Here is a 25901-nt window from a genome sequence, read left to right on the forward strand (position 1 = left end):
TGCGGGCCGGGTCTCAGGGACCCGGATCCCACGCCGAGCCCTTCCGCCGAGTCCCGGGCCACCCCTCTGGGCGCCGTTTCCCGGCGAGCCACTCCCCGTGGGCGAAGGCCGGAGATTCCCGGCATCCGCCCACGTGGGTCAGTTGTAGTGACGGACCTTCGGCCAGATCTGACTCCAGGGCTGGAGCGGGTCGTGGCAGACGACGATCGGATTGTCCTGCTCCTCGCCGGCCATCCCGGTCACCGTGGCGGCCTGGGCGCATCGGGCGAACACCGTGCCGAGGCCCCGAGCGGTGAAGTCGACCGCCACCACCACGCGCGTCCCCTCGGGAGGCGGGCCCCACCACCACAGTTCGTTGTGGCCGCTGTAGACCTTCGGCAGGCCGAACTCGCCCGCCCACCGGTCGAGCGCGCCGGCCTCCCCGTAGTTCCCGGCCAGCAGCACCGCCCCGGCCCGATCCTGCTCGGGCAGCCCGTGTACCACCTGGCCTACCTGCCGGGCCAGGTCGTACATCCCCACGGACTCGACGGACACCTCGTTGGCGAGGGCGACCGGGGTTCCGGGCAGCGAGGCGGCCGGGACGACCGGCAGGGCCACGACGATCGAGACGACCGCGGTGACCGCGAACGCCGCGACCAGAGTCCGGCGCCACCGCCATTCGGCGGCGGAGACACAGCCGGCGGCGAACAGGTACACCAGGAACCCCACGAGGTAGTCGGCCCTGCCCGCCGAGTACAGGGTGACCGCGCAGGCCACCGGATACGCGATGGCGAGGGCCCGGGTCCGGGGATCCCGCCAGAGCCGGTGCCATCCCACCACGCCCACCACCGCCTGGGGCGGGCCGAGCAGCAGGAGCTGAAGGGGAACGAAGGTGATCCTGTTGGTGGTCCCCTCGTCGATCTTCAATGCCTCGGCCATCTGGAACTGCGGCCAGTCATGGGTCACCTGGTAGACCAGGTTGGGCGCCGCGACCGCGATCGCGAGCAGGGCGCCGATCCACAGACGCTTGTCCTTCAGGACCTCGCGAGGGCCGGCGGCCAGGATGCCCACGCCGATGGCGCCCAGCAGCAGCACGATCAGATCGCGGTTGTAGGTGGCGAATCCCGCGATCAGGCCGACCCAGATCCAGTACCGCCCCTCGCCCCGAAGCAACGCGCGCATCAGGCACAGCGTGGTGGCGGTCCACAGCAAGAGATCCGGCGTCAGAGTGAGCAGCGTGTGCCCGGCGATCAGAGGTAGCGACGCGGTGGCCGTTCCCGCCGCGGCCAGGATCTGCGCTCGGCGGTTCCCGCCGAGCTCCCTGGTCATGAGCGCGACGAGCACGATCACGAGCCCGGCGCACAGGGCGGGCACGATCCGCAGGGCGACGACCGTGTCGCCGAAGACGGTCGTCGACAATCGGGCGATCATCGGGGTGAGCGGCGGTGTATCGAAATATCCCAGCCGCGGATGCTCGCCCAGCAGCCGGAAGTAGAGTTCGTCGCGGTGGTAGCCGTACCACGGGCTGACGGCGAGCAGAACGGCGCTGGTCGCCAGTGCGACGGAGAGGACGGGGGTCCGGCCGAACGGGGAGAGCAGGGCATCTGTCCTGACTCGGGTGATCGAAGTCACTTGACCATGATGGTGGTCAACTGTCGGTCCGGCCACCCACTTCCGCATCGTGATCGATAAACAGGGGGGGGTCTTCCCCAGCCGGGCCAGCCCGTCGCCTTCTGGCCTCCTCGCCTGCCCGCAGGCTCCGAGGAGGTCAGAAGGATCGCCGGTGCCGTTTCGCTCCGTCAGTGACCGGAGGACAAGATCAGACGTTCAGCGTGCCGTCCTTGACGGCGCTGAGGAAGGTCTGCCACTCGCCCGGGGAGAACCGGAGAATCGGACCGCCGGGCGTCTTGCTGTCCCGTACGGCCAGACCGCTGAGCAGGGGCGCGACCTCGACACACGCACCGCCGTTGCCGCTGCTGTAGGAGGACTTACGCCACCGCAAATTGGTCATTTCCATGTTTCGGCCACCTTCGCCATCAGGTCGATCGATTGCTTCGTCGGCAGGGCCTCGGCCCGCAGGGACTCCCACAGGCGCTTCAGGGCTGCCACATCGGCGGCGCGTTCGACGACATCGCCGTTCAGCGCATTGTCCACATAGACGACCTCGCCCCCGTCGAAATTGGCGATGACGAGAGGTCCGGAGAGGCCAGGATAAGCACCGGCGTCGAGCGGCACAATCTGTATAACGACGTCCGGCCGCTCGGCGACGCCGAGTAGAACCTGTAGCTGTTCGTGCATGACCTTCGGCCCGCCGACCGGTCGCCGAAGCACGCCTTCGTCGAGCACGACGACGAACATGGGTCGGTTGTCGCCGGTCAGAATGCGTTGCCGTGCGAGCCGAGCCTCCACTTGGTCATCGACGTCGAACGGCCTTCCTGACCTCGCGATGACCTCACGGGCGTACTGCTCGGTCTGCAGGAGACCCGGTACGAGTAGGGGCTCGTACCACAACAACGAGGTCGCCTTGGCTTCGACCACCAGCCATTTGCCGAGCCACTCCGGGGGCATGCCGCGGCAGACCAGGTCGTCTACGAGCCTGGAGAAGATGCCTCCGGTGTCGAGGATGCGGTCGCAGCGCTCGGCGAAGTCAGGCTTGGGCACCCTGCGGCTGGTCTCCACCATCGCCACGAACGACGGCGAGTAGCCGACGATCGCCGTGGCGAGCTGGGCCTGACTCATGCCCGCGGCCTCACGGGCCTGCCGGAGCTCTCTGGCGAAGAACTCGAGCGGTGTCATGCGATTGCCGTTCACGATCGCTCACCCACTTTCACGAGGGGGCCGCCGCATTCACGTCTTGGGGGTATGCGCGGCGGCCTATTCCGGAGCGTACGACTCTGGATATCTCGATGTTGGCCTTACGGCGAACCTGTGGAAAGGAAAATCGTGCAGACGCTCATGGGGTCGAAATGCCTGGTATTGGTCCCTCTGCCGACGGCGGCGGGAAGCGCGCGGCGTTACGTACGTCGGACATTGGTCGAATTCGGATATAACGCTAAAATCGACGACGCCGAGCTCGTGGTGTCCGAGCTGGTCAGCAATGCCGTGAAGGCGAATCCGATTCCGGCGCGGCGGTCGGCCGAGACCCCGTCCCAGAGCGACGCCGACGTCATCCGCGTCGGCCTCTCCATCAAGCCCGGCGCCATTCGCATAGAGGTATGGGATGGGAATCCCGCCGGGCCCGTACCGGCAGCCCCCGGAGATGAGGACGAAAGCGGGCGAGGGCTCCTTCTCGTCGGCCTGCTTTCCATCGGATGGGGCACATGGTGGCCACCCGACGGCGGAAAGATCGTATGGTGTGAATTGCCCATTTAATCCATTCGGACCGAGCCGACGGATTCGCTGGGAAGCGGGCAAGCTGGTAAATATGGCCCGCTGATCGCTTTGCGCGGGCGTCGGGACGGCGGAGGCGTGTCTGCGGGTAGGCATCGGCCGCAAGACCGGATATCGGTGGCGGGCCAAGCGGGGTGGCATCCCTCCCGCGCGGGTGGCAGAGGAGTCACGCTCCCGGTTCCTGTCGCTGCTTGAACGACGGCGCATCGCCACTTTGGACGAGAGTGGTCATGGGATACGCGAGATCGCTCGAGCACCCACCTGGTATGCGGCGGCGGGACGATCGAGCGTCCCTGGACGTACGATCGAGGAGATCGAAGTAGGCGATCGGATCCTGGCCAAAGATCCCCTGTCGGGGAAAGCTGGTCGGTGCGGATCTTCCCGGAAGGCAAGGGAGGCATCGGCGTGAAGGGCATCAGGTTGCGCAGCGGCACCCCGAGTGACGTTGAACTCCGGATGGTCCTCGACGCGGTTCGCTCAGATCCCAAGCTGCGCGCCAGCCTCATCCGCAACGCCAAGGATGTTATGGCTCGGATGAACAGCGGGCAGTTGGGCATGAACAAGAACCGTGCCGCCGAGATGCACTTCCTTATCAAGGCTTTGGAGAAGATCAAGTGACCGAACTGGCCTTCTATGTAACGGCGCTCACGACTGGCACTGTGCTGGGCCTAAGGATCGGTTCACGAGCCGAGGAGGTGGAACGGGTTCTCGGCCCGGATTTCCTGGACGACCCCGGTCGGGGCACCCTGCGGCGGGACTACGGCCTGGTGGAGTTCGGATTTGAGCGCGATCACGGGTGGATGTGCCGTGTGATCAGTATCCAGGTCCACCGGCTCGCCGGCCAGCAGGGTGACACGGTGCCTACCCGCCTGCGCGAGAAGTACGGCTCGTTCGCCCCTTACGTGCCCTACGAAATCCTGGCCCCTGCACTAGCCTCCTACGGCTACACCACGCACATCGACCGGCAGGAGAGCCCGTACCCGGGCCTTCGGGTCCTCCAGGTCGACCAGACGGGGACCGAGATCGTCGTCGTCGCGGACAAGGAGGCTGAACGTGCGGGAGGCCGCCCAGGACACGGCGATGTGTGGTCGATCTCGCTGTCGCGTGAAGGTCGGCCTCGTGAATTCACCGGCACGCCGGTGATCGTCACCTAGCGTCACATACGGCAAGAGGCGCCGCTCTGGCCTGGCGTGATCTGGATTGCCTGGTCTAGCTTCATCAATGGATTGTGGCTGGCCGCTGCCGATGCCGCGCTCGCGGTGGAGATCGCCGGGATCCACACTGACTGGGACGGCACCTACGGCAGCCCGCGGATCACCGCCGAGTTGCCCGGCAACAAGGCGGTCGTCGGCGTGAACAACGACAACTGCACCGTACCGGTAGTAGGCAGGTGCGGAAGCTTCCCAGGTGGTTTCGATTTCCGTGTCGCGTGCGACATGCACGACTACGGCTACGGAATTATCTAACTGAGCAGGACGGATTCCTGGACCAAGGCTGAAAAGGCATCTGTCGATTCGATCTTCTATACAGTTATGCGCAGCTACACCTGCAACGCATATCCGATACGAAGAAGGCCGGAGTGCTGACTTGGGCGTATGCGTACTACCAGTCCGTAGTCCACCGGGGCGGTAAGTCAATGTAGCTTGACTCTAAGCCGTTGAGATTGGGCCGAAGAGGGGTAACGTCCGCTTCGGCCCACTCCCCATACCAAGGTTGGTCTCGTACAGGAAGCGACACGGACATGAGATCCTTGATGCACTATCTGAAGACTGGTAGCCGGAAGGTGGGCGGGGCGACGGCAATCATTCCCCTCCTGTATGTGCTCCTTATTCTTGGAGCAGCCGCGGTGACAATACCGCTGGCCGGGAGGGGGGGCGGATTGGAGTACCTTTGGATTCTGCTGTTTGCCGCGCCGTTGAGTTCAGCCTTCTCATATCTTCAAGACCTTTTCTTGCCAGACGTGGGTCCTTACGGCGCCCTCATGGTTCTCGTGGTGGCCGGCTTGGTTCAAGCATGGATTCTCTGGTTGATCGTCCGATGGCTTGCACGCAGATGAAATTGAGGACCTAACGTAGCGGCCTGGTCACCCTTGCGCGGCGAAGCGCGCCATCCGCACCAACTGACGGGCATTGCGCACCGCTCCCACCGCCCGACCCTCTACCAGGGACGGCGCGGCTGGCCCAAAGTTCGAATGCGCTCGTTGGTTATCGGCTCACGTGTCTTCGATCGGGCAATGGCGCCAGGCGGCGTGATGGTCGTGATCGGGCCGTAGTGAGGCTCACCTGCAGGTGTGGATCGGGTCCCCGTCGCGTGCCGGCAGAGGCACGCGCTTGGCGAACAGGAGTGCTGCGGGTCCCGCACCCCTCCGCAAGGCCCGCCAGGGCACGTGAGCTGATCGCGCGGGCCGACGGGTCAGGTGGTCAGGTGGTGGATGACCGTTCGGGCCGATGTTGGGTTGAAGAGGATGGTGTAGTGGTTGGTGTCGGGGACGACCTCGGCTTTGAGGACGGGGGACTGGGCCTGGGCCTCGGTGACGAGGGCGGGGGGCAGGAACGGCGGGGGGTCGCCCATCATGCCGCTCGGGGCCGTGAGGAGGGCGGTGGGGAGCTTCAGCGCGCGGAGCGCGTCAGTGATCTTCTGCCCGCTGCTCAGCAGATCGTGTCCGTCGGCGCGGACCGCTGAGGCCTGGGCGCGTGAACGCAGGGCACCCGGCTCGCCGGTGAGGTCGTACCGCAGATAGAACTCCAGGTCGTCGCTCCAGGAGTCCTTGAACGCCGGATGCGGGCGCCAGAAGTCGAAGTACTCCTCGACGGAGGCGAAGGTGCGGGTGAGCCGGGCCAGCGCGGGGCCGAGCGTCGCCTGCATCACCGCGTCGGGGTCGACGCCCTCGGGTACGGGAAGCGGGATCCCGCCGTCGACGAGGACCAGCCGCCGGTACAGCTCGGGACTGCGCACGGCGGCGAGCAGGGCGACGTACGCGCCCATGGAGTGACCGGTCAGGACGTACTGCTCGGCGCCGATGTGGCGGGCGGCGGCGTTCAGGTCGGCGCTGTGGCGGTCGAAGCCGAACGGCCCCGGCAGGTCGGTGCTCCCGCCCCGGCCGCGCAGGTCGACGGCGATCAGCGACCAGCCGGCGGGAAGGCGCCCGGCGACCGCCTGCCAGGAGGCGGCGGAGCTGGTGATCCCGTGGGCGGCCAGGATGACGGCGTCCCCGGTGCCCCATCGGAGCGCACGCAACTCGCCTCCATCGACGGGGATGTCCAGCGGCTGAGGGGATTCGGTGGCCATGTCCACTCCCTTTCACGGTCCCTGCTCCGTGTGAGCGTACAGACTCCCGGATCCACGGCTCCCAGCCGGTCGGAGGCATCCGGGGCACGGCACGGCGGTGTCCATCGCGTGTAAGGAAAGGGGCCCCGTCCCTGAGTGACCGGGCGAACGGGCCGAGGGGCCTCAGCGGGAGGTTTGCCGCGCGGTTGGTCAGGGTTTCAGGTGCTTGTTACTGTGCTTCGATGCGCTGGCGGGTCTGGTCGGCAGAGGCCACCGGCGCACACTTCCGGCCGGGGGGCTCCATGATCTTGACGTTCGCCGATCCCTTGTTCCGCCGCGCCCGCGTGCCGGCGCCCTCATGACCCAGTTGAGCGGTGGGCCGGGGTTCGCGGCAGCCCTGGTGGGCCGCTTCCAGCACCCGGCGCAGGTGATCGTGGGGAGCTTCGGCGTGGTGGCCCTCGTCGGCACGGCGCTGCTCTCCCTGCCCCTGGCCACGACGACCGGCCAGCGGGCCGACCTGCTGGAGGCGTTGTTCACGGCCACCTCCGCGGTGTGCGTCACCGGCCTTGTGATCGTGGACACCGGTACGCACTGGTCGGTCTTCGGTGAGGTCGTCATCGTGGGGCTGGTGCAGGTGGGCGGCCTCGGCATCATGACCCTGGCCACGCTCTTCGCCGTGATGGTCTCCGGCCGGCTTGGGCTGCGGGCCAGCCTGCTGGCACAGGCGGAGACCAAGGCGCTCAGCATGGTCGACCTGCGCAGGGTCGTGCGCAAGGTGGTGCTGTTCAGCCTGGTGTCCGAGGTCGTCATCACGGTCGTGCTCACCGCCCGCTTCGTGATCGGGTACGGCGAGCCGCTCGGCAGGGCGGCGTACCTCGGGGCCTTCCACGCGGTCGCGGCGTTCAACAACTCGGGGTTCGCGCTGTGGCCTGACAGCCTGATGAGGTTCGTCGCCGATCCCTGGATCTGCGTCACCATCGCGGTCGCCGTCATCATCGGCGGGCTGGGCTTCCCGGTGTGGTTCGAGCTGCTCCGCTCGTGGCGGCGGCCCGGCAGGTGGTCGGTGCTCACGCGGATCACGCTGGCGGTGTCGGCCGCGCTGATCGTGCTGGGCACGCTGGTGTTCCTGGTGACCGAATGGTCCAACCCCAAGACGCTCGGCCCGCTGTCGGACCCGGCCAAGCTGCTGGCCGCGTTCTTCACCGGCGTCATGCCTCGCAGCGCGGGCTTCAACAGCATCGACATCACGCAGATGTACCCCTCAAGCTGGCTGGCCACCGACGTGCTGATGTTCATCGGAGGCGGCAGCGCCAGCACCGGCGGCGGGATCAAGGTGACCACGTTCGGGCTGCTGGCCTTCGTCCTGTGGGCCGAGCTGCGCGGCGAGACGCGGGTGAACGTCGGGCACCGCCGCGTCCCCGAGACCATCCAGCGCCAGGCCCTGGCGATCGCGCTGCTCGGGGTGGGCCTGGTGGCGGTCTCGACGTACGCGCTGCTCGCCCTGACGCCGCATAGCCTGGACAGGGTGCTGTTCGAAGCGGTGTCGGCCTTCGGCACGGCCGGCATGTCCACCGGCATCACCGCCGATCTGCCCGCCGCGGGGCACGTGCTGATCCTGCTGCTGATGTTCGTGGGCCGCGTGGGCCCGCTCACCCTCGGTTCCGCGCTCGCGCTGCGCGAGCGCACCACCCGTTACGAGTTGCCGGAGGAGCGACCCATCGTTGGCTGAGTACAGCAGAGACAGTCCTGTGGTGGTCATCGGGCTGGGCCGGTTCGGCACCTCGCTCGCGCTGGAGCTCGTACGCAGGGGCACCGAGGTGCTGGCCATCGACAACCGGGCGAAGGTGGTGCAGAGCCTCGCGGGGAGCCTCACCCATGTCGTCGTCGCCGACTCCACCGACATGGAGGCGCTGAAGCAGCTCGGCGTGCCCGACTTCTACCAGGCCGTGGTGGCCATCGGCGGCGACCTGGAGGCGAGCATCCTGACCGCCTCGCTGCTCGTCGAGCTGGAGGTGGAGAACATCTGGGCCAAGGCGGTCAGCCGCCAGCACGCCCGGATCCTGGAGCAGATCGGCATCCGGCACGTCGTGCAGCCCGAGCACGACATGGGTGAGCGCGTGGCCCATCTGGTGACCGGCCGGATGCTCGACTACATCGAGGTCGACGAGAACTTCGCCCTGGTCAAGACCCGCCCGCCGAAAGAGCTCGTGGGTCTCGCTCTCGGGGAGTGCAAGCTGCGCAAGAAGTACGGCGTCACGGTGGTGGGCGTCAAGAGCCAGGGACAGGAGTTCACCTACGCCACCGCCGACACCGTCCTGATGTACGGGGACGTCATCATCGTCTCGGGGACCATCGAGAAGGTGGAGCGCTTCGCGGAACTCACGTGAGCGGCGCTTGGCGAAGCCCAGGTCTCGCGTGCGGTCAGCCGACGTGGGCGAGGGCGTCGATCTCCACGAGCATCGCCTCGTGGGGCAGGCCGGTGAAGACGGTGGTGCGGCCCGGCAGGACCCCGCTGGGGCAGTTCTCCCTGACGAAATCGCCGTACACCTCGTTCATCGGGGCGAAGTCCTCGCGCTTGGTGAGGTAGACCCGGAACATCAGCACGTCCTCGACGGTCGCGCCTCCGGCCGTGAGAACGGCCTTGACGTTCTCCAGCGTCCTGCGGGTCTGGGCGCGCACGTCGCCCGGGTGGAGGTACTCCGACGTCCGAAGGTCCATCGGGCCCTGGCCGGAGACCTGCAGGAACGGGCCCTTGCGGACGCCCTGGGAGAGGATCACCGGCGCGGGCGCGCCCTCGGTGCGGATGGCGGTCTTGTCACTCATGGCGGCTCCGAAGATCGGCTTCCCACAGTCCCGGCGGCCGAGCCTACCGGGGCGGACGGGCACGGCGGCGGTCAGGCACGTACGGCGGTGGGTCGGGTACGGACGGCGGTGGTCGGGCACGGACGGCGGTGAGTCGGGCCGCGTTGACCGGCACCGGTAACACGGGTACAAACTAGCGCAATCCACGCAAATCCAGGAGGTCGGATGCCGATCGACGCCGCCGCTGTCGCCGCACTGCGCGAGGAGCGGCTCGACTGGCGGTTCAAGGCCGCGCCCCTCCGGGCCTCCGGACTCACGGTCGGGGAGTACCTCTCCGGGCGGCCCTCGCTCGCGGACTTCGGGACGCCGCTGCTCACCCTCGAACGCCGCGCCCTCGACCACAACATCGAGACCATGGCCGCCTGGGTCGCCGCGGCGGGCGTCTCGCTGGCCCCGCACGGCAAGAGCACCATGGCGCCCGTCCTGTGGCGGCGCCAGCTCGCCGCCGGGGCCTGGGGACTCACGCTCGCGAACCTGCCGCAGCTCCGCGTCGCACGGGCCTTCGGGGTGAGTCGCCTGATGCTCGCCGGCAGCCTGCTCGACCCCGCCGGGCTGGCCTGGGTCGGCGCCCAGCTCGACGGGGACCCCGGCTTCTTGTTCTCGTGCTGGGTGGACTCCGCCCGTTCGGTCGCCGTCATGGACGCCGCCCTGCGCCAGGCGGGAGCCGGGCGGCCGGTGGACGTGTGCGTCGAGCTGGGCGCGCCGGGCGGCCGTACGGGCGTGAGGGACGCGGACGAGGCGGTCGCGATCGCCGGCGCGGTGCGGGCCGCTCCCACGCTGCGCCTGGCCGGCGTCGCCGGGTACGAGGGCGCGCTCGGCCACGACGCCTCCACAGAGAGCCTGGCCGCGGTGGACGGCTTCCTGAGGCGGATGGCCGCCCTCCACGGCAGGCTGGACCACGAGGTGGACGAGCCGATCGTCACGGCGGGCGGCAGCGCGTACTTCGACCAGGTCGTGGAGGTCCTCGGTGGGCTCGGCGCGCGTGTGGTGCTGCGGTCGGGCGCGTACGTCGTGCACGACGACGGCTTCTACCGGGCGATCTCCCCGTTCTCCCGCGGCGCCGGGCCCGTGCCGCTGCGTCCGGCGATGCACGGCTGGGCCCGGGTCGTTTCGCGGCCGGAGCCGGCGCTCGCGCTGCTCGACGCGGGCAAGCGCGACCTTCCCTTCGACGAGGGGCTGCCCGAGCCGCAGGCCGTGCGGGGGCGGACCGGTTCGATCCTCGGCGGGGCCCGGGTCACCGCGCTCAACGACCAGCTCACCTTCCTGGCCCTCGAAGGCGGCTCTGTCGTCGACTGCGGTGACGTGGTCCGCCTCGGCCTCTCGCATCCGTGCACGGCCTTCGACAAGTGGACGCTGATCCCCGTGGTCGACGACGTGGAGGCGCCGGACCCCGAGGTCGTCGACCTCGTCCGGACGTTCTTCTGATCGACGCCGTGATCCACCAGAGCGGTTGACGCGTGCCCGGGATCATGGAAGCGTGGCGCCTCGCGTGACATCGGGAAGTCAGGAATATTTCGCTATGTCGTAGGTGGGGGCGAGGATCGACCGTTATTGTGACTGATGTTACGTATGGGGTCTTTATGGTGATCTACGGGGTTCGCTGGAGGCCCGCGTATCTGGGGCACTGGTGAACGCGGCGGCGATGGGAGCGTTGATGGAGCACGGTCCGTACGACGGCCGGGAGGACGAAGGACTCCCCGGGTCGAGGGGCGAGCACCTCCTCCAGAGCCTGTTCTCCACGCGCGAGCGGGCGCTTCGCTTCTACGACCGGCAGGTGGTCGACCGCCTGACGCCCGAGATGCAGGAGTTCGTCGCCCGGCAGGAGATGGCGTTCATCGGGACCTCGGACGCGGCGGGCAACTGCGACACCTCGTTCCGGGCGGGCCCGCCCGGATTCGTCCGGGTGCTCGACCCCGGCAGGCTGATCTACCCGGAGTTCCGGGGCAACGGCGTGCTCGCGAGCATGGGCAACATCATGGAGAACCCGCACATCAGCCTGCTGTTCGTCGACTTCTTCGAAGACCTGGTGGGGCTGCACGTCAACGGCGCGGCGAGCATCACCACCGCGTACGACGTGGCCCGACGCCACGGGCTCGCCGACGAGGACCGGACCGCGCCCGGACGCCGGGCCGACCGGTGGGTCGTGGTCGAGGTCGAGGAGGCCTACATCCACTGCTCCAAGCACATCCCGCTCCTGGCCAGGGAGGACCGCAGGCGGCGCGACGCGGAGGGCCGCAGGCCCGCGGGCGAGGAGTACTTCGGCGTCACGCGGTCCCGCGAACGGGAGAGACAGGAAGCGGGCCGGCCGGCTGAGTGACGCCATGACCATTGACATCGAGTTGATCCGCCGGAGCTGGGCTCTGGTCGAGCCGGTGGCCGACAAGGTCACCATGTACTTCTACGCGAAGCTCTTCGCGGACTACCCCCACATCCGCGAGATGTTCCCTCCGGCCATGGACCTCCAGCGCGACCGCCTGCTGCGGGCGCTCACACAGGTCGTGCTCAACCTGGAGGACATCGACGGGCTCGGCGACCACCTCGCACGGCTCGCGCGCGACCACCGCAAGTACGGGGTCCTGCCCGAGCACTACCCCGCCGTGGGCCGGTGCCTGGTCATCGCGATGCGGGTCAACGCCGGGGACGCCTGGCGGGCCGTCTACGACTCGGCGTGGATCGACGCCTACCAGTTCATCGCCGACGTGATGATCCAGGCCGCCGAGCAGGAGTCCGCGCACACGCCACCCGCGTGGACCGGGATCGTGACGGGGCACGAGATGCGCACGCCCGAGATCGCGGTGGTCACCGTCGAGCCGGACCAGCCCTACCCCTTCAAGGCGGGCCAGTACGCCACCCTGCAGACGCCCCACTGGCCCAAGGTGTGGCGGCCGTACTCCATCGCCAACGCGCCGCGCCGTGACAACCGGCTGACGTTCCACGTGCGGGTCGTGCCCGGGGGATGGGTCAGCACCGCGCTGGCCCACCACACGCGTACCGGCGACACCGTCCTGCTGGGGCCGCCACGCGGCTCGCTCCTGCTCGAACGGGCGAGCACCCCCCACCTGGTCTTCATCGCGGGAGGCACCGGCCTCGCGCCGCTCAAGGCGCTCATCGAGGAGTCGATGTGGCTGCCGGACCGGCCGACCATCGACCTCTTCCACGGCGTCCGTTACGCGGGTGACACCTACGACCTCGCCGACCTGCGCGCGCTGCGCTCCCACCACCGGCGCCTGCGGGTCGTCACGGCGATCTCCGACGACCCGCACGAGTGGCGGCGGGAGAGCGCCGTGGACGCGCTGCTCAACCATCGCGTCCCCCTGGACGGGGACGTCTTCGTGTGCGGCTCGCCCGACATGGTGCAGGTGACGACCTCCCGCCTGCTGCACCTCGGCGTGCCCTCCCGCCTGATCCACACCGAGTTCACGCCGGGGGCGCCCACTCTGGTGTACTCCTGAGGGGAGAATCGGCGGGGAGGTGACCGGGTGATGGACGGGCTGGTCGTCCGGGGGGCGACCGTGGCCGACGGTACGGGCGCGCCCGCGTACGTCGCGGACGTCACCGTGAGCGGCGGCCGCGTCGCCGCGATCGACCCGCCGGGGAAGGGCGGCCCCGGCCGGATCCTGCACGCCGACGGGCTCGTGCTCGCACCCGGCTTCGTCGACATGCACGCCCACTCCGACCTGGCCCTGCTGTCGGACCCCGGCCATCTGGCCAAGGTCGGCCAGGGCGTCACCTGCGAGGTCCTCGGGCAGGACGGGCTGTCGTACGCGCCCGTCGACGACACCACGCTCGCGCAGCTCCGCAGGCAGCTCGCCGGATGGAACGGCGACCCCGGCGGGTTCGACTGGGACTGGCGGTCGGTCGGGGAGTACCTCGCGAGGCTCGACCGGGGCATCGCCGTCAACGCCTGCTACCTCGTGCCGCAGGGCACGGTGCGGATGCTGGCCATGGGCTGGGACGCGCGGCCCCCCACCGAGGCCGAGCTGGAGCGGCAGAAGGCGCTGGTCGCGCAGGCCATGGCCGAGGGCGCGGTCGGCATGTCCAGCGGGCTCACCTACACCCCCGGCATGTACGCGGGCACCGGCGAGCTGGTCGAGCTGTGCCGGGTCGTCGCCCGGCTCGGCGGCTACTACTCCCCGCACCACCGCTCGTACGGCGCGGGCGCGCTCGCGGCGTACGCCGAGATGGTGGAGGTGTCGCGCGCGTCGGGCTGCCCGCTGCACCTCGCCCACGCGACGATGAACTTCGCCGTGAACGCCGGCCGGGCGGGGGAGCTGCTGCGCCTGCTCGACACCGCGCTCGCGAGCGGCTGCGACATCACCCTGGACACCTATCCCTACCTGCCCGGCTCGACCACGCTCGCCGCGCTGCTGCCGGGCTGGGCGTCCGAGGGCGGCCCCGACCACACCCTCGCGCGGCTGCGCGACCCCGCGACGGCCGAGCGCGTCAGGCGCGTCATGGAGGAGGAGGGCTCCGACGGCTGCCACGGCGTGCCCGTCGACTGGGACACGATCCAGATCTCCGGCACCCGCTCGCCCGCCCTCGCCGCCCGCGTCGGCCGCACGATCGCCGCGCTGGCCGCCGACTCCGGCCGCGCCCCCTTCGAGGTGTACCGCGAGCAGTTGGTCGACGACGGGCTCGGCACCACGATCCTCCAGCACGTGGGCGACGAGGAGAACGTGCGGGCCATCATGAGGCACCCGGCGCACACGTGCGGAAGCGACGGCCTGCTCACCGGCGCGCGGCCGCATCCCCGCGCGTGGGGCTCCTTCCCCCGCTACCTCGGCCACTACGTGCGGGACGAGGGCGTGCTCACCCTGGAGGAGTGCGTCGCCCATCTGACCGGCAACGCCGCCAGGCGGCTGAGGCTCGTCGGACGCGGGCTGGTCAGGCCCGGGTACCACGCCGACCTGGTGCTGTTCGACCCGCTCACGGTCGGCGACGCGGCCACCTTCGACGACCCGCGCAGGCAGCCCACCGGCATCCCGTACGTCTTCGTGGGCGGCGTCCCCGTCATCGCCGACGGCCACCCCACCGGCGCCCTCCCCGGCCGAGCCCTCCGCCACACCCCCGAAGGCACCCGCTGAAGTCCCTCTCAGCCGGCATGGGGTGATCGGGTCGAGGTACGTCGGTCGCGGTCGGGTGGTCACATTTGAGCGCTCAAGTGAGCCGGTAAACTGGGCGTGTGAGCGAGACGCGGTGGCTGGACGAGGACGAGCAGAGGACCTGGCGCACCTTCCTCTGGGCCTCGCGGCTCCTGCACGACTCCCTCGACCGGCAGCTCCAGCGTGACGCCGCGATGCCGCACACGTACTACATGATCCTCGCGATGCTGTCGGAGGCGCCCGAGCGCTCGATGACGATGACCGAGCTGGCCCAGCTCGTGCGCTCGTCGGCCAGCCGGCTCTCGCACGCCGTCGCCAAGCTGGAGGCTCAGGGCTGGGTGCGCCGGAGGAAGCGCCCCGGCGACGGCCGCACGACCCTGGCCACGCTCACCGCCGAGGGGTTCGCCGCCCTGGCCGAGGCGGCCCCCGGCCACGTCGAGGAAGTGCGCCGCGTGCTGTTCGACCGGCTCACCGCGGAGCAGGTGCGCCAACTGCACGACATCTTCGGGGCCGTGCTCACCAACCTGAACACGACGGACGGCTGCTGACCCGGTCGCGGGGGTCAGGGGAGGACGCGGCCGACCACGCGGGCGTACATGCGGCCGGGGCTCGGGACCGACGACGGGGTGAGGAACCCGGGGAGCATGGGAAGGTCGACCGCGAAGGGCTGGAGGCGCTCGTACAGCGTGTTCGCGTCGGCGGGCCGGTCCTCGGGCTTCTTCTCCAGCAGACCGGCGATCAGCCGGTTCAGCTCCTCCGGCACGCCCGTTATCTCGGGGGGCGTCTCGTTCACCTGCTTCTCGAACACGGCGTACTCGGTGGGCCCGGCGAACAACTGCCGCCCGGTGAGCATCTCGTGCAGGACGCAGCCGAGGGCGTAGAGGTCGCTGCGCGGCCCCGCCAGCCCGCGCTGGATCTGCTCGGGCGACATGTACGCCGGAGTGCCGAGGATCTGGCCGATGCGGGTGAACTGGACGACGTCCGCCTCCCTGAGCATCGCCAGCCCGAAGTCGAGCACCTTCACGCTGCCGTCGGGACAGAGCATCAGGTTGGTCGGCTTGAGGTCGCGGTGGCAGATCGACAGGGCGTGGGCGGCGGACAGGACCGCGCACGCCTGGGCGGTGATCGCGGCGGCCCAGGGCACGGGGAGCGGGCCGTGCTCGCTCACCAGGTCGGCGACGGTGACGCCGTCGATGAACTGCATGACCTGGAACAGGCGCCGGTCGAAGGTGCCGAAGTCGTAGAGGATCGGCGCACCGGCGTGCTCCAGCCGGGCCAGGATGCGGGCCTCGCGCATGAAGCGCTGCTCCAGCTCCTCGTCGTGCCCGCCGGGGAACCGGAGGAACTTCACGGCCACCTTGCGATCGAGGTGCGTGTCGTGACCGCCGTAGACGGCGCCCATGCCGCCCTGGCCGAGAGGCAGGTCGTCGAGCACGTACCGGTCGCCGATGACCATTCGCCCCTCCTGATGATCTATCGGGGAAAAATACACCCTTAACGGTTGGGCCGCAGACGGCCGCCGACCAGACCGTCAAAGCCTAGCCGGATGAGCGTCTCTCCCAGGGCGGCCGTCTCGCGCAGCCGGTCCTCCAGGGCGAGCAGCTCGCGGAAGGCCCTGCCGTACGCCTGCTGCTCGGACAGGGAGAGCCTCGGGATGCGCACCCGGCGGGCGTCGACACGGCTCGCGCCCGAATACGCCCGCGTGGCGCCGGACGTGCCGGCGTAGCGCAGGTACCCCGCCAGGAAGTCGGGGTCCATGCGCTCACGGTCGACCCGGTAGAGGTGGAGCTGGGGTCCGAGCACCGCGCCGCCCTCGGCGACGGTGCGGGCGGCGGTCTCCGCGGTGGTGTTCGTGGCGACGACGTCCCCGGCCTCCAGGAGGACGAGGTCCTGGTCGCGGGAGGTGCGGCCGGACGGCCCGCCCCCGGTGGCGAGGTCGGCGGCGGTCAGCACGGGCAGGTCACCGGTGTCCGGCGGCATCCTCGGCGGCCCCTGCTGGATCGTGACCAGCCCGGCCCTGACCAGCTCGCCGACGGTGGTGCTCGGCAGGTCGCGCGCCTCGGCGAGCGACGCGATGCCGGGCAGCGCCTCCGGCAGCGCGGCCACCGCGGCGCGGAAGCGGTCCTCGACCGCGCCGAACCCGAGGGCGGGATCCTCCTCCGGCCGAAGCGGGCGGTGCCGCGCGGGGCTGAGGTCGACCTCGTCGTCCAGCAGGTCGATGATGCGGACGGCCTGCGCGGTGCCGGGCGGCTCGGACTCGGGATCGGCCTGGAACGCCCGCCAGGCGGCCTCGACGGTCGAGAGGCTGTCGGTCGCGTCCATCATCAGCACCAGGGACGGCGGGCGCTCGCCTGCCTCCGGGCGGCGCAGCAGCCAAAGGTCGGGCCCTCCCGCCGAGAGCGTGACCACCGCGCGCAGCGCGCCTGCCCGCAGCAGGTTGCCCCGGATCCGCTTGCCGGGGCGGCGGCTCGCCGCGGCGGCGGGCATGAGGATGGCGACCAGGCCGCCGGGACGCGCGTGGGCCAGGCAGTGCTGCACCCAGGCGAGCTCCGACTCCCCGCGCGGCGGCAGGCCGTACTCCCACCGGGGGTCGCCGGTCAGCTCCTCGTAGCCCCACGCGCGCTCGTTGAACGGCGGGTCGCAGACGACGATGTCGGCACGCAGCCCGGGGAAGCCGTCGAGCCGGAGCGAGTCGCCGGCGACGACCTTCGCGCGCGCGTCGCGCAGCAGCAACCGTACGGCCGTGAGCAGCGCCGAGGTCTCGCCGCTCTCCTGCCCGAGCACCCGCGCCCCCGCGAAGGGCAGCAGGAGGGCGCCGACGCCGCAGGCGGGGTCGAAGACGGTGCCCGTGTCGCCGGTCGCGCTCGCTTCCAGGCGGGCCAGCCGCGCCACCTGCTCGGCGATGTCGGCCCGCGTGACGGACAGCCGCCGGGAATGGGCCTCGACGTAGCGCTCGCAGAGCAGCTCGAAGGCGGCGAGCGGCCCGTTCTCGGCGGCCAGGTCGGCGATCAGGCGGTAGAGCCGGGCGTCGATCAGGCCCCAGTCGACCGGCACGGGAAGGTCGGCCGTCGCCGTGGCGGCGGCCTGGTGGAGCCGCTTGGCGGGCTCGGGGCTCCGGGCGATCGCCTTCCAGCCGTCGGGCTCGCGCCGCAGGTAGAGCAGGAAGGCTCCCGCGCAGCCGACCAGGTCGCCGAGCCGCAGGTCGTCGCCCGCTGCTCGTAACCGCTGCCAGACGCGGTCGCCCAGCGACATCTCGTAGGATTTGCCATTGCGGCGCAGCCAGTCCTCGACCTCGGGGAGGGAGAACAGCGGGCTCGCGGCCGTGCCGCCCACGGGTTGGGGGAAGTCGTCGTAGCGGCGCCGCCAGTTGCTCACCGCCGCGCGCCCGACGTCGGCGAGCCGGGCGATGTCGCCTGCGTTCAACATGGCGTCGTGTCCCATTCGCGTCGCATCTCCCTGCTCGGGGGTCTAACCCAGGCTCCCCACGGCCAGATTAGTCCACCCTGCCGCTGCAATCCACCAACTCTATGGTTGTGAAGTGTTTCAACCAATGATTTACTGAGGTCATGTCGAACAACGCGTCGTTCACGCTGCGTTACGCGGCTCGCACCGACGTCGGCCTGCGCCGCCAGCAGAACGAAGACTCGGTGTACGCCGGTCCCCGGCTTCTCGCCGTAGCCGACGGGATGGGCGGGCACAGCCACGGCGAGGTGGCCAGCGCGACCGTCATCGCCACGATGTCCGCCCTGGACAGCGACCCTCCCAGCGCCGACCTGCTCGGATCGATGGAGACCACGATCAGCGAGGCCGACCGGCGCCTCAAGGACATGGCCGGGCGCGACCCCAAGCTCACCGGCATGGGCACGACCCTCACCGCCATGCTGTGGGAGGGCCCGAGGTTCGCGCTGGCCCACATCGGCGACTCCCGTGCTTACATGCTCCGCGAGGGCTATCTCTACCAGATCACGCGCGACCACACCCTGGTCCAGTCGCTCGTGGACGACGGGCAGATGACCCCCGAGCAGGCCGCCGCGCATCCGCGCCGCTCCCTGCTGATGCGGGCGCTCGGCGGGAGCGGGTCCGTCGAGCCCGACCTCTCGCTGCGCGAGGCGCGGGCGGGCGACCGCTACCTGATCTGCTCCGACGGGCTGAGCGGCGTGGTCGGGCCGCAGGCGCTGCACGAGACGCTGACCGCGATGACCGATCTGGGCGAGGCCGCCCAGCGGCTCATCGATCTCGCCAAAGAGGGCGGGGGTCCCGACAACATCACCTGCGTCGTGGCCGAGGTGCTGACCGGCACCTGAGCTCCGGCGTCTGACAAAGGGTCGTTCAAACCTTCGCGATCCGGGTAGCTAGCACTGCCGTGCCCCAAGCTGCCGTGATTGTGAACCCGACCAAGGTGTCCGATATGGGCCGCCACCGCGCCGAGGTGACGGCCGAGCTGGCGCGTCACGGCTGGGACGAGCCGCTGTGGATCGAGACGACGGCCGAGGACCCCGGCGTCGGCATGGCCAGGAAGGCCGTGGACGACGGGGCCGAGCTGGTCTTCGCCTCGGGCGGCGACGGCACCGTGCGCGCGTGTGTCGAGGGCCTGATGGGCACCGGGGTGCCGCTGGCCATCCTGTGCGCCGGCACCGGCAACCTGCTGGCCCGCAACCTCAAGCTCCCCGGCACGCTGGCGGACGCCGTCCGCACCGGGGTGGAGGGCGAGACGCGGGCGATCGACGTCGGCGCGATCGACGGCCGTCCGTTCGTCGTCATGGCCGGCATCGGCCTGGACGCCTCCATGGCGCACAGCACGAGCGACGGCGCCAAGGCCAAGATCGGCTGGCTCGCCTACGTGGGCGGGCTGGTCAAGCATCTGCGCGACCGGCCGTTCCACGTCACGCTCTGCCTGGACGGGCGTACGACGCTGCGCCGGCGGGCGATGATGGTCCTGATCGGGAACGTCGGCCAGCTCCAGGGCGGCCTGCGCCTGCTGCCCGACGCCGAGCCTGACGACGGGCACCTGGACATCCTCATTCTCGCCCCGCGCACCCCGATGGACTGGCTGCGCGTGGTGGGCCATGTCCTGACGCGGTCGCAGCGCTACGACCGGCGGGCGGAGCGGTACACCGCCGCCCGGATCAAGATCGACCTCGACCCGGCCGTCCTGCACGAGTGCGACGGCGACCCCATCGGCTACGGCACCAGCATGTCGATCGAGACCAGCCCCAAGGCACTGCTGCTGCGGACGCCCCGCGGAACGGAGGGCTGACCCATGGGTACGGCCACCACGGTCCCGCAGACCCGGTCGATGAGCGGCGAGGAGCTCAGCGCCGACGACGCGTGGGTGACGCTGCGCCGGTACGGCGGGTGGCACCTCGTGCGCGACTCGTTCGTCAGGTTCAGGTACGGCGACGGCTTCAGCCACTCGCGGGCCCTGGCCTTCCAGATCTGCCTCGCGATCATCCCCGGCGCCATCGCCGCCGTCGGGCTCAGCTCGGTGCTCCACCAGGAGGAGCTCGGGCAGGTCATGCAGTTGATCATCCGCCGGTTCGCCGCGGGCTCCGGCGAGAAGGTCATCAAGGACGCCCTCGCGGTGAGCGAGCGTCACGCGGGTGACGGCGGCGCCATCGCCCTGTGGTTCGGCCTGGCCACGGCCGTGGTCGGGCTGACGACCGCCATGGCCCAGATCGAGCGCGGCGCCAACCGCATCTACGGCGTGGAGCGCGACAGCCCGTTCCGTCACAAGTACACCAAGGCCGTGCTGATGGCCCTCACGGCCGGGTCCATGATGACCCTCGGCTTCGTGATCATGGTGGGCGGCAAGGCCATCGGACAGGCGATGGCCCGGGTGTACGACTGGGGCGACACCGCGACCATGGCGTGGACGGTGCTGCGGTGGCCGGTGGGCTTCCTGCTCGCCGTGCTTTCGGCCTCCGTGCTGTTCCGCGCGGCGCCCCGGCGCAAGCAGCCCGGGCACACCTGGCTCGCGGCAGGGGCGATCGTCGCCCTGGCGCTTTGGACCCTGTTCACCTGGGCATTGGCCTTCTATATCGAGAAGAGCGGCTCGTTCGGCGCGACGTACGGACCGCTGACCGCCGTGATGGCGCTGATGCTGTGGTCGCTGCTGAGCTCCATAGCGCTGTTCCTCGGCCTGGCCTTCGCGGCGCAGCTTGAGGCGTGCCGGGGCGGCGCGGGCGGTCCGATCAAGACCGACCCCGGTCCCGCGGGCAGCGGCGCCACGACGACGGAGGGACGCGCGGAGCCTGACGCCGGGGGATGCGGGCAGTGATGAGCACGTTCGGGGACCGCTGGGGGAAGCGGGACCAGCACGGGAAGGGAATGTCGTTCGTGGAGCAAACACCGGAGAACGTGGAGGAGACACCGGAGAACAAGGCGGGGCCGGGGACGCGCGGGGCGTGGTCCGGCGGGAGCGGCAAGGGCGGGTGGCTCGGCCAGCGGTTCGACCCGGACAGGCGGCTCGGCCTGCGGATGACGCTCGCGTCGGTCGCGGTGATCCTCGTGCTGATCCCGTTCACGCTGCTGCTTGTCCTGGTGGAGACCTCGTTCGGGCCGTTGAACCGGCTGGACGAGGGCGCGGCGAACACGCTGCACGCCTACGCTCTGGAGCATCCGGCCTGGGTGAGCTTCCTGCGGCTGTGGACCGACGTCTTCGGCCCGGGGACCTGGCGGGTGCTGGTCGGGGTGGCGGCGGTCTGGCTCGTCTACCGGCGCGCCCCCCGGCTCGCGGCCTGGGCGGTCACGACCATCACGGTGGGCGGGCTGCTCGGGCTCGGGCTCAAGGCGCTCGTGGCCCGTGCCAGGCCCCACCTGCCCAACCCGGTCGACCTGGCGCCAGGCTCGTCGTTCCCCTCCGGGCACGCGGTGAACGTGACGCTCGGCGTCGGGGTGCTGATCCTGTTGATCCTGCCCCTTCTCAGCCGCCGCCAGAGGATGGCCGCGTGGATCGTGGGCGCGGTGATCGTCGTCGGCGTCGCCTACACGCGGGTCGCCCTCGGCGTGCACTGGGTCAGCGACGTGGTGGCGGGCGTCGTGTTCGGCATCGCGGTCGTCGCGGCGACGACGGCCGCTTTCGAGACCTGGCGTCGCGAAATGGGACGCCGCCCCTCCGAGCCGCACCGCGAGGGTGTCGAGCCGGAGGCCAAGGAAGATATCTCCCCGAAGGGAAGTGCGTATGGTCACGGACACTAGGGTGACGGCGAGCGGCACGCGGGCGTCGGAGACCGTCGCGTGGGTGCTGCGACTCATCCTGCTTCCCCTCGTGTTACTCGCCGCGGTCACGCTCGGCGTCGGATGGCTGATCATCAAGCCGCTGCACGCCGAGGTCGCGGGCGAGGTGGCGGTGAACCAGGGGCTCGCGGAGGACCGCACCCCCCTGTTCAACACGCTCACGCACTTCGGCTCGATGCTCTCGGACACGCCGGTGATCATCGTGCTGACCGCGGTCGCGGCGATCGCGTTCCGGCTGGTCTTCAAGCGGTGGCGTGAGTCGATCTTCATCATCCTGTCGGTCTGGACGCAGTCGGCGGTGTTCCTGCTGGCCACGGTCTTCATCCAGCGCCCGCGGCCGACGGTCCACCACCTCGACCCCGCGCCGCCCACGTCCAGCTTCCCCTCCGGGCACACCAGCGCCGCCGTCGGCTTCTACTGCGGGATGGCGCTCGTGCTGGCCCTGCACACCCATCGCCACACCGCTCTCAAGGCGCTGTGGTGGGTGCTCGGCATCGCGGCCCCGCTGATCGTCGGCGTCTCCCGCCTCTACCGGGGCATGCACCACCTGACCGACGTGAGCTGGGGCCTGGTCCTCGGCTTCGTCTGCCTCGCCGTCGTGGGGCACGCGCTCCTCGGCACCCCGCTCATCCCGGGCAGGGGATCGGGCACGGAGGCGGCGCGCGAGCCCCGTACGGCCGCCGCGTAGGCGCGCCGTCCGCCCGCGCGTGCCGCCCTGATCAAGGGAGCACGCGCGGGGGTCGTAGCCTGGGACTCATGGGGGAACCCGACAGGGGCCGGCTGCGGGTCTATCTGGGCGCGGCGCCCGGTGTGGGGAAGACCTTCGCCATGCTCGCGGAGGCGCACCGCCGGGCCGGACGGGGTACGGACGTCGTCGTCGGCCTGGTGGAGACCCATGGCCGCGCGCACACCGCCGAACTGCTCCAAGGGCTGGAGGCCGTCCCCCGGCGCACGCTTGTGTACCGGGGGACGGTCTTCACCGAGCTCGACACCGACGCGGTGATCGGCCGGAGGCCGAAGGTCGTCCTGATCGACGAGATCGCGCACACCAACGTGCCCGGCTCGCGGAACGTCAAGCGCTGGCAGGACGTGGAGGACATCCTCCACGCGGGCATCGACGTGATCACCACGGTCAACATCCAGCACCTGGAGTCGGTGAACGACGTGGTCCAGGCGATCACGGGGGTGCCCCAGCGCGAGACGATCCCGGACGAGGTCGTGCGGCGGGCCGACCAGGTCGAGCTGGTCGACATGGCCCCGGAGGCACTGCGCCGCCGCATGGCCCACGGCAACGTCTACGGCCCCGAGAAGATCGACGCGGCGCTGTCGAACTACTTCCGCGTGGGGAACCTGACCGCCCTGCGGGAGCTGGCCCTGCTGTGGGTCGCCGGCAAGGTCGAGGACCAGCTCGACCGCTACCGCGCGGATCACGGCATCGCCGGCACCTGGGAGACCAGGGAGCGGGTGGTGGTGGCGCTCACCGGAGGTCCCGAGGGCGAGACGCTCATCCGCAGGGCGGCCAGGATCGCCGACAGGAACCGCGCCGCCGACCTGATGGGCGTGCACGTCACCAGGTCCGAAGGGCTGACGGGGGCCGATCCCGCGTACCTCGCGCGCCAGCGCGCCCTGGTCGAGAGCCTGGGGGGCAGTTACCACCAGGTCGTCGGTGACGACGTCCCCCGCGCGCTGCTCGACTTCGCCAGGGGCGTGAACGCCACCCAGCTCGTCCTCGGGGCCTCACGCAGGGGGCGGTTCGCCCATCTGTTCTCCCGCGGGGTCGGGGTGACCACGACGGCGATGTCCGGGTCGATCGACGTCCACATGATCAGCCACGAGGTGGCCGGCGGGGGCCGGCCCCGCCCGTCGCGGCCCGCGGCGGTGCTCACGCGACGGCGGCGCGTCGCCGGGTGGGCGCTCACGCTGGCCGGGCTGCCCGCTCTGACGGCGCTGCTCTACGAGGTCCGCCCCCGCGTCACGCTGCCGACCGAGATCCTTCTGTTCCTGCTCATGGTCGTCTCGGTGGCGCTGGTGGGCGGCATGTGGCCGGCCGTCACGGCGGCGGTGGTCGGGTTCGGGCTGCTCAACTTCTTCTTCACCCCGCCGGTCCACACGCTGACCGTCGCCCGGGCCGAGAACCTCCTGGCCCTCACCGTCTACGTGCTGGTGGCGGTCATGGTCAGCGCCGTGGTCGACGTCGCGGCGCGCCGTACCCGGGAGGCGGCGCGGGCGGGAGCCGACGCCGAGGTGCTGTCCACCCTCGCCGGGCACGTCCTGCGCGGCGACGCGGCCCTTCCCTCACTGCTCGCCCGGCTGCGGGAGACCTTCGGGCTGACGGCCGTCACCCTGCTGGAGCGGCGGCCCGAGGTCGAGCCGACCCCCGGCGACCGGTCCGATCCGCGTGCCTGGCGCGTCGCCGCGACGGCGGGGGCCGGCCCGTCCGGCTGCCCCGCGGAAGGGGACACCGACGTGGTGATCGACGACGACCTCGTCATGGCGCTGTGCGGGCGGCTGCTTGACGCGTCCGACCGCCGGGTGGTCGAGGCGTTCGCGGCCGAGGCGGCCGTCGCGCTCCGCCAGGAGCGCCTCGCCGAGGAGGCCGAGCGGGCGCGCCCGCTGGAGGAGGCCGACAAGATGCGTACGGCCCTGCTCGCCGCCGTCAGCCACGACCTGCGCACCCCGCTCGCCTCGGCCAAGGCCGCGGTGGACAGCCTCCGGGGTGACATGACGTGGAGCCGGGAGGACTACCGTGAGCTCCTGGCCACGGCCGACGAGTCGCTGGTCAAGCTCGACCGCCTGGTCGCGAACCTGCTCGACATGAGCCGCCTGCAGGCCGGGGTCCTCGGGGTGGCTTCCGGGCCGCTAGGAGTGGAGGACGTCATGCCCCGCGCGCTCGACGACCTCGGGCCCCTCCGCGAGCGGGTCCTCGACGAGATCTCCGACGAGCTCCCCGAGGTCGTCGCCGACCCGGCGCTGCTGGAGCGCGTGCTGGTCAACCTCATCGCCAACGCGGTCAGATACAGTCCCCCGGGAGAGAAGGTGCTGGTCACGGCAAGCGCGTACGGGGAGAATGTCGAGGTCCGCATCGTCGACCGGGGGCCCGGCATCCCCGTCTCCCAGCACGACCAGGTCTTCCTGCCGTTCCAGCGCCTCGGCGACCGCGACAACCACTCCGGGGTCGGTCTCGGCCTGGCGCTCGCCCGAGGCCTCACCGAGGCCATGGGCGGCAGCCTCGTACCGGAGGAGACCCCCGGAGGCGGCCTCACCATGATCCTCACCCTTCCCATCTCCTCCAGAGCGGGCTCCGTATGACCAAGATCCTCGTTGTCGACGACGAACCGCAGCTGCTGCGGGCGTTGCGCATCAACCTCGTCGCGCGGCACTACGACGTCGAGGTGGCCCGCGACGGGAGCACCGCGCTCAGGCACGCCGCCGGATGGCATCCTGACCTGGTCGTGCTCGACCTCGGGCTGCCCGACATCGACGGCGTGGAGGTCATCCACGGCCTGCGGGGCTGGACCACCGTCCCGATCATCGTCCTGTCGGGCCGGGCGGGCAGCGCCGACAAGGTGGACGCCCTCGACGCCGGGGCCGACGACTACGTCACCAAGCCCTTCGGCATCGACGAGCTCCTTGCCAGGATCCGGGCCGTGACCAGGCGCGCGGCCACCCACGAGGAGGAGCTGGCCGAGATCCCCATCGGGGAGCACGTCGTCGACCTGGTCGGCATGACCGTCTCCGGCGGGGTACGGCTCACGCCGACTGAGTGGCACCTGCTGTCGATCCTGCTCCGCAACCCCGGCAAGCTGATCAGCCAGCGCCGCCTGCTCACCGAGGTCTGGGGAGGTGGCTACGTCAAGGAGACCCACTACCTGCGGCAGTACATGGTCCAGCTCCGCCGCAAGCTCGAAACCGACCCCGCCCACCCCCGCCACCTCCTGACCGAACCGGGCATGGGCTACCGCTTCCAGCCCTAGTGTCCCGCGCCAGAAATTCGTCGGCAATATCGGGCGAGGGATTCGAGGATTTCCTCTGCGGTCTTCTTCCACACGAACGGGCGTGGGTTGT

Annotated in this window: 25 protein-coding genes; 18 read left to right on the forward strand and 7 right to left on the reverse strand. The window is 70.4% G+C overall.

Annotated features, from left to right (window positions below):
• Window positions 1-138: 138 nt before the first annotated feature.
• From ACGFIV_RS21835 to ACGFIV_RS21845, 3 genes are all read right to left on the reverse strand, one after another.
• A complete protein-coding gene (locus ACGFIV_RS21835) occupies window positions 139-1611 on the reverse strand; it encodes a glycosyltransferase family 39 protein (protein WP_392837268.1) in 1473 nt (490 codons plus the stop codon).
• A gap of 187 nt (window positions 1612-1798) precedes the next feature.
• Window positions 1799-1990, reverse strand: a complete 192-nt coding sequence (locus ACGFIV_RS21840) for a DUF397 domain-containing protein (RefSeq protein ID WP_392837271.1) — start codon at window positions 1988-1990, stop codon at window positions 1799-1801.
• Window positions 1987-2790, reverse strand: a complete 804-nt coding sequence (locus ACGFIV_RS21845; protein ID WP_358552823.1) for a helix-turn-helix transcriptional regulator — start codon at window positions 2788-2790, stop codon at window positions 1987-1989. The genes ACGFIV_RS21840 and ACGFIV_RS21845 overlap by 4 nt, the downstream gene beginning before the upstream one ends.
• Window positions 2791-2922: 132 nt before the next feature.
• On the opposite strand from ACGFIV_RS21845, the gene ACGFIV_RS21850 reads away from it, so the two are divergent.
• The 4 genes from ACGFIV_RS21850 (at window position 2923) to ACGFIV_RS21865 (ending at window position 4835) form a co-directional block, all read left to right on the forward strand.
• Complete coding sequence (locus ACGFIV_RS21850; protein ID WP_358552821.1) at window positions 2923-3351, forward strand: ATP-binding protein; 429 nt, start codon at window positions 2923-2925, stop codon at window positions 3349-3351.
• Between the two features lie 387 nt (window positions 3352-3738).
• Window positions 3739-3987, forward strand: a complete 249-nt coding sequence (locus tag ACGFIV_RS21855) for a hypothetical protein (RefSeq protein WP_358552819.1) — start codon at window positions 3739-3741, stop codon at window positions 3985-3987.
• A complete protein-coding gene (locus tag ACGFIV_RS21860; protein ID WP_358552817.1) occupies window positions 3984-4523 on the forward strand; it encodes a hypothetical protein in 540 nt (179 codons plus the stop codon). The genes ACGFIV_RS21855 and ACGFIV_RS21860 overlap by 4 nt, the downstream gene beginning before the upstream one ends.
• Before the next feature lie 36 nt (window positions 4524-4559).
• Window positions 4560-4835: a hypothetical protein gene (locus ACGFIV_RS21865; protein WP_358552815.1), complete on the forward strand. Its 276-nt coding sequence runs from the start codon at window positions 4560-4562 to the stop codon at window positions 4833-4835.
• A gap of 946 nt (window positions 4836-5781) precedes the next feature.
• Here the strand turns inward: ACGFIV_RS21865 and ACGFIV_RS21870 are convergent.
• Window positions 5782-6657 carry an alpha/beta fold hydrolase gene (locus ACGFIV_RS21870; protein WP_392837278.1) on the reverse strand — a complete coding sequence of 292 codons (876 nt, stop codon included), beginning with the start codon at window positions 6655-6657 and terminating at the stop codon, window positions 5782-5784.
• Window positions 6658-6994: 337 nt separating this feature from the next.
• Between ACGFIV_RS21870 and ACGFIV_RS21875 the strand changes: the two genes are divergently transcribed.
• Window positions 6995-8365 carry a TrkH family potassium uptake protein gene (locus tag ACGFIV_RS21875; protein ID WP_392837281.1) on the forward strand — a complete coding sequence of 457 codons (1371 nt, stop codon included), beginning with the start codon at window positions 6995-6997 and terminating at the stop codon, window positions 8363-8365.
• Window positions 8358-9023: a TrkA family potassium uptake protein gene (locus ACGFIV_RS21880; protein ID WP_358552809.1), complete on the forward strand. Its 666-nt coding sequence runs from the start codon at window positions 8358-8360 to the stop codon at window positions 9021-9023. The genes ACGFIV_RS21875 and ACGFIV_RS21880 overlap by 8 nt, the downstream gene beginning before the upstream one ends.
• Window positions 9024-9057: 34 nt before the next feature.
• Here the strand turns inward: ACGFIV_RS21880 and ACGFIV_RS21885 are convergent, their stop codons facing one another.
• Entirely contained in the window at window positions 9058-9459 is a 402-nt protein-coding gene (locus tag ACGFIV_RS21885) for a RidA family protein (protein WP_358552807.1), read from the reverse strand.
• A 204-nt stretch (window positions 9460-9663) separates the two neighbouring features.
• On the opposite strand from ACGFIV_RS21885, the gene ACGFIV_RS21890 reads away from it, so the two are divergent.
• The 5 genes from ACGFIV_RS21890 to ACGFIV_RS21910 all read left to right on the forward strand — a co-directional run bounded on the left by ACGFIV_RS21890 (window position 9664) and on the right by ACGFIV_RS21910 (window position 15148).
• Window positions 9664-10923: an alanine racemase gene (locus ACGFIV_RS21890; RefSeq protein WP_358552805.1), complete on the forward strand. Its 1260-nt coding sequence runs from the start codon at window positions 9664-9666 to the stop codon at window positions 10921-10923.
• Between the two features lie 229 nt (window positions 10924-11152).
• Window positions 11153-11815, forward strand: coding sequence for a pyridoxamine 5'-phosphate oxidase family protein (locus tag ACGFIV_RS21895; protein ID WP_358552803.1), 663 nt, complete (start codon window positions 11153-11155; stop codon window positions 11813-11815).
• A 4-nt stretch (window positions 11816-11819) separates the two neighbouring features.
• The gene (locus ACGFIV_RS21900) at window positions 11820-12950 is read left to right on the forward strand and encodes a globin domain-containing protein (RefSeq protein ID WP_358552801.1); all 1131 of its coding nucleotides are present in this window, start codon (window positions 11820-11822) and stop codon (window positions 12948-12950) included.
• Window positions 12951-12980: 30 nt separating this feature from the next.
• Window positions 12981-14582: a D-aminoacylase gene (locus ACGFIV_RS21905; RefSeq protein WP_358552799.1), complete on the forward strand. Its 1602-nt coding sequence runs from the start codon at window positions 12981-12983 to the stop codon at window positions 14580-14582.
• Window positions 14583-14680: 98 nt separating this feature from the next.
• The gene (locus tag ACGFIV_RS21910; RefSeq protein WP_358552797.1) at window positions 14681-15148 is read left to right on the forward strand and encodes a MarR family transcriptional regulator; all 468 of its coding nucleotides are present in this window, start codon (window positions 14681-14683) and stop codon (window positions 15146-15148) included.
• A gap of 14 nt (window positions 15149-15162) precedes the next feature.
• Here the strand turns inward: ACGFIV_RS21910 and ACGFIV_RS21915 are convergent, their stop codons facing one another.
• Together ACGFIV_RS21915 and ACGFIV_RS21920 are read right to left on the reverse strand one after the other, a co-directional pair.
• Window positions 15163-16056, reverse strand: a complete 894-nt coding sequence (locus tag ACGFIV_RS21915; RefSeq protein ID WP_358552795.1) for a serine/threonine-protein kinase — start codon at window positions 16054-16056, stop codon at window positions 15163-15165.
• A gap of 38 nt (window positions 16057-16094) precedes the next feature.
• Window positions 16095-18026: an N-6 DNA methylase gene (locus ACGFIV_RS21920; protein WP_392837291.1), complete on the reverse strand. Its 1932-nt coding sequence runs from the start codon at window positions 18024-18026 to the stop codon at window positions 16095-16097.
• A 140-nt stretch (window positions 18027-18166) separates the two neighbouring features.
• On the opposite strand from ACGFIV_RS21920, the gene ACGFIV_RS21925 reads away from it, so the two are divergent.
• From ACGFIV_RS21925 to ACGFIV_RS21955, 7 genes are all read left to right on the forward strand, one after another.
• Window positions 18167-18904 carry a PP2C family serine/threonine-protein phosphatase gene (locus ACGFIV_RS21925; RefSeq protein WP_358552791.1) on the forward strand — a complete coding sequence of 246 codons (738 nt, stop codon included), beginning with the start codon at window positions 18167-18169 and terminating at the stop codon, window positions 18902-18904.
• A gap of 80 nt (window positions 18905-18984) precedes the next feature.
• Complete coding sequence (locus ACGFIV_RS21930; RefSeq protein ID WP_392837301.1) at window positions 18985-19857, forward strand: diacylglycerol/lipid kinase family protein; 873 nt, start codon at window positions 18985-18987, stop codon at window positions 19855-19857.
• Window positions 19858-19860: 3 nt separating this feature from the next.
• Window positions 19861-20877: a YihY/virulence factor BrkB family protein gene (locus ACGFIV_RS21935; protein ID WP_358552787.1), complete on the forward strand. Its 1017-nt coding sequence runs from the start codon at window positions 19861-19863 to the stop codon at window positions 20875-20877.
• Window positions 20877-21797: a phosphatase PAP2 family protein gene (locus ACGFIV_RS21940; RefSeq protein ID WP_358552785.1), complete on the forward strand. Its 921-nt coding sequence runs from the start codon at window positions 20877-20879 to the stop codon at window positions 21795-21797. The genes ACGFIV_RS21935 and ACGFIV_RS21940 overlap by 1 nt, the downstream gene beginning before the upstream one ends.
• Complete coding sequence (locus ACGFIV_RS21945; protein ID WP_358552783.1) at window positions 21781-22524, forward strand: phosphatase PAP2 family protein; 744 nt, start codon at window positions 21781-21783, stop codon at window positions 22522-22524. Before ACGFIV_RS21940 ends, ACGFIV_RS21945 begins: the two co-directional genes overlap by 17 nt.
• 68 nt (window positions 22525-22592) lie before the next feature.
• Window positions 22593-25145: a sensor histidine kinase KdpD gene (locus ACGFIV_RS21950; RefSeq protein ID WP_358552781.1), complete on the forward strand. Its 2553-nt coding sequence runs from the start codon at window positions 22593-22595 to the stop codon at window positions 25143-25145.
• A complete protein-coding gene (locus tag ACGFIV_RS21955) occupies window positions 25142-25810 on the forward strand; it encodes a response regulator (protein ID WP_358552779.1) in 669 nt (222 codons plus the stop codon). Before ACGFIV_RS21950 ends, ACGFIV_RS21955 begins: the two co-directional genes overlap by 4 nt.
• The last annotated feature ends 91 nt before the right edge of the window (window positions 25811-25901 follow it).

Source organism: Sphaerisporangium sp. NPDC049003 (assembly GCF_043197795.1).
GTDB lineage: Bacteria > Actinomycetota > Actinomycetes > Streptosporangiales > Streptosporangiaceae > Sphaerisporangium.

What these genes read in the sequence shown, in the direction of transcription:
- ACGFIV_RS21840 (WP_392837271.1), bottom strand. Translation starts at nt 1,990, where the DNA reads ATGACCAATTTGCGGTGGCGTAAGTCCTCCTACAGCAGCGGCAACGGC.
- ACGFIV_RS21870 (WP_392837278.1), bottom strand. Translation starts at nt 6,657, where the DNA reads ATGGCCACCGAATCCCCTCAGCCGCTGGACATCCCCGTCGATGGAGGC.
- ACGFIV_RS21875 (WP_392837281.1), top strand. Translation starts at nt 6,995, where the DNA reads ATGACCCAGTTGAGCGGTGGGCCGGGGTTCGCGGCAGCCCTGGTGGGC.
- ACGFIV_RS21885 (WP_358552807.1), bottom strand. Translation starts at nt 9,459, where the DNA reads ATGAGTGACAAGACCGCCATCCGCACCGAGGGCGCGCCCGCGCCGGTG.
- ACGFIV_RS21890 (WP_358552805.1), top strand. Translation starts at nt 9,664, where the DNA reads ATGCCGATCGACGCCGCCGCTGTCGCCGCACTGCGCGAGGAGCGGCTC.
- ACGFIV_RS21895 (WP_358552803.1), top strand. Translation starts at nt 11,153, where the DNA reads ATGGAGCACGGTCCGTACGACGGCCGGGAGGACGAAGGACTCCCCGGG.
- ACGFIV_RS21900 (WP_358552801.1), top strand. Translation starts at nt 11,820, where the DNA reads ATGACCATTGACATCGAGTTGATCCGCCGGAGCTGGGCTCTGGTCGAG.
- ACGFIV_RS21905 (WP_358552799.1), top strand. Translation starts at nt 12,981, where the DNA reads ATGGACGGGCTGGTCGTCCGGGGGGCGACCGTGGCCGACGGTACGGGC.
- ACGFIV_RS21915 (WP_358552795.1), bottom strand. Translation starts at nt 16,056, where the DNA reads ATGGTCATCGGCGACCGGTACGTGCTCGACGACCTGCCTCTCGGCCAG.
- ACGFIV_RS21920 (WP_392837291.1), bottom strand. Translation starts at nt 18,026, where the DNA reads ATGTTGAACGCAGGCGACATCGCCCGGCTCGCCGACGTCGGGCGCGCG.
- ACGFIV_RS21925 (WP_358552791.1), top strand. Translation starts at nt 18,167, where the DNA reads ATGTCGAACAACGCGTCGTTCACGCTGCGTTACGCGGCTCGCACCGAC.
- ACGFIV_RS21935 (WP_358552787.1), top strand. Translation starts at nt 19,861, where the DNA reads ATGGGTACGGCCACCACGGTCCCGCAGACCCGGTCGATGAGCGGCGAG.
- ACGFIV_RS21940 (WP_358552785.1), top strand. Translation starts at nt 20,877, where the DNA reads ATGAGCACGTTCGGGGACCGCTGGGGGAAGCGGGACCAGCACGGGAAG.
- ACGFIV_RS21945 (WP_358552783.1), top strand. Translation starts at nt 21,781, where the DNA reads ATGGTCACGGACACTAGGGTGACGGCGAGCGGCACGCGGGCGTCGGAG.
- ACGFIV_RS21950 (WP_358552781.1), top strand. Translation starts at nt 22,593, where the DNA reads ATGGGGGAACCCGACAGGGGCCGGCTGCGGGTCTATCTGGGCGCGGCG.
- ACGFIV_RS21955 (WP_358552779.1), top strand. Translation starts at nt 25,142, where the DNA reads ATGACCAAGATCCTCGTTGTCGACGACGAACCGCAGCTGCTGCGGGCG.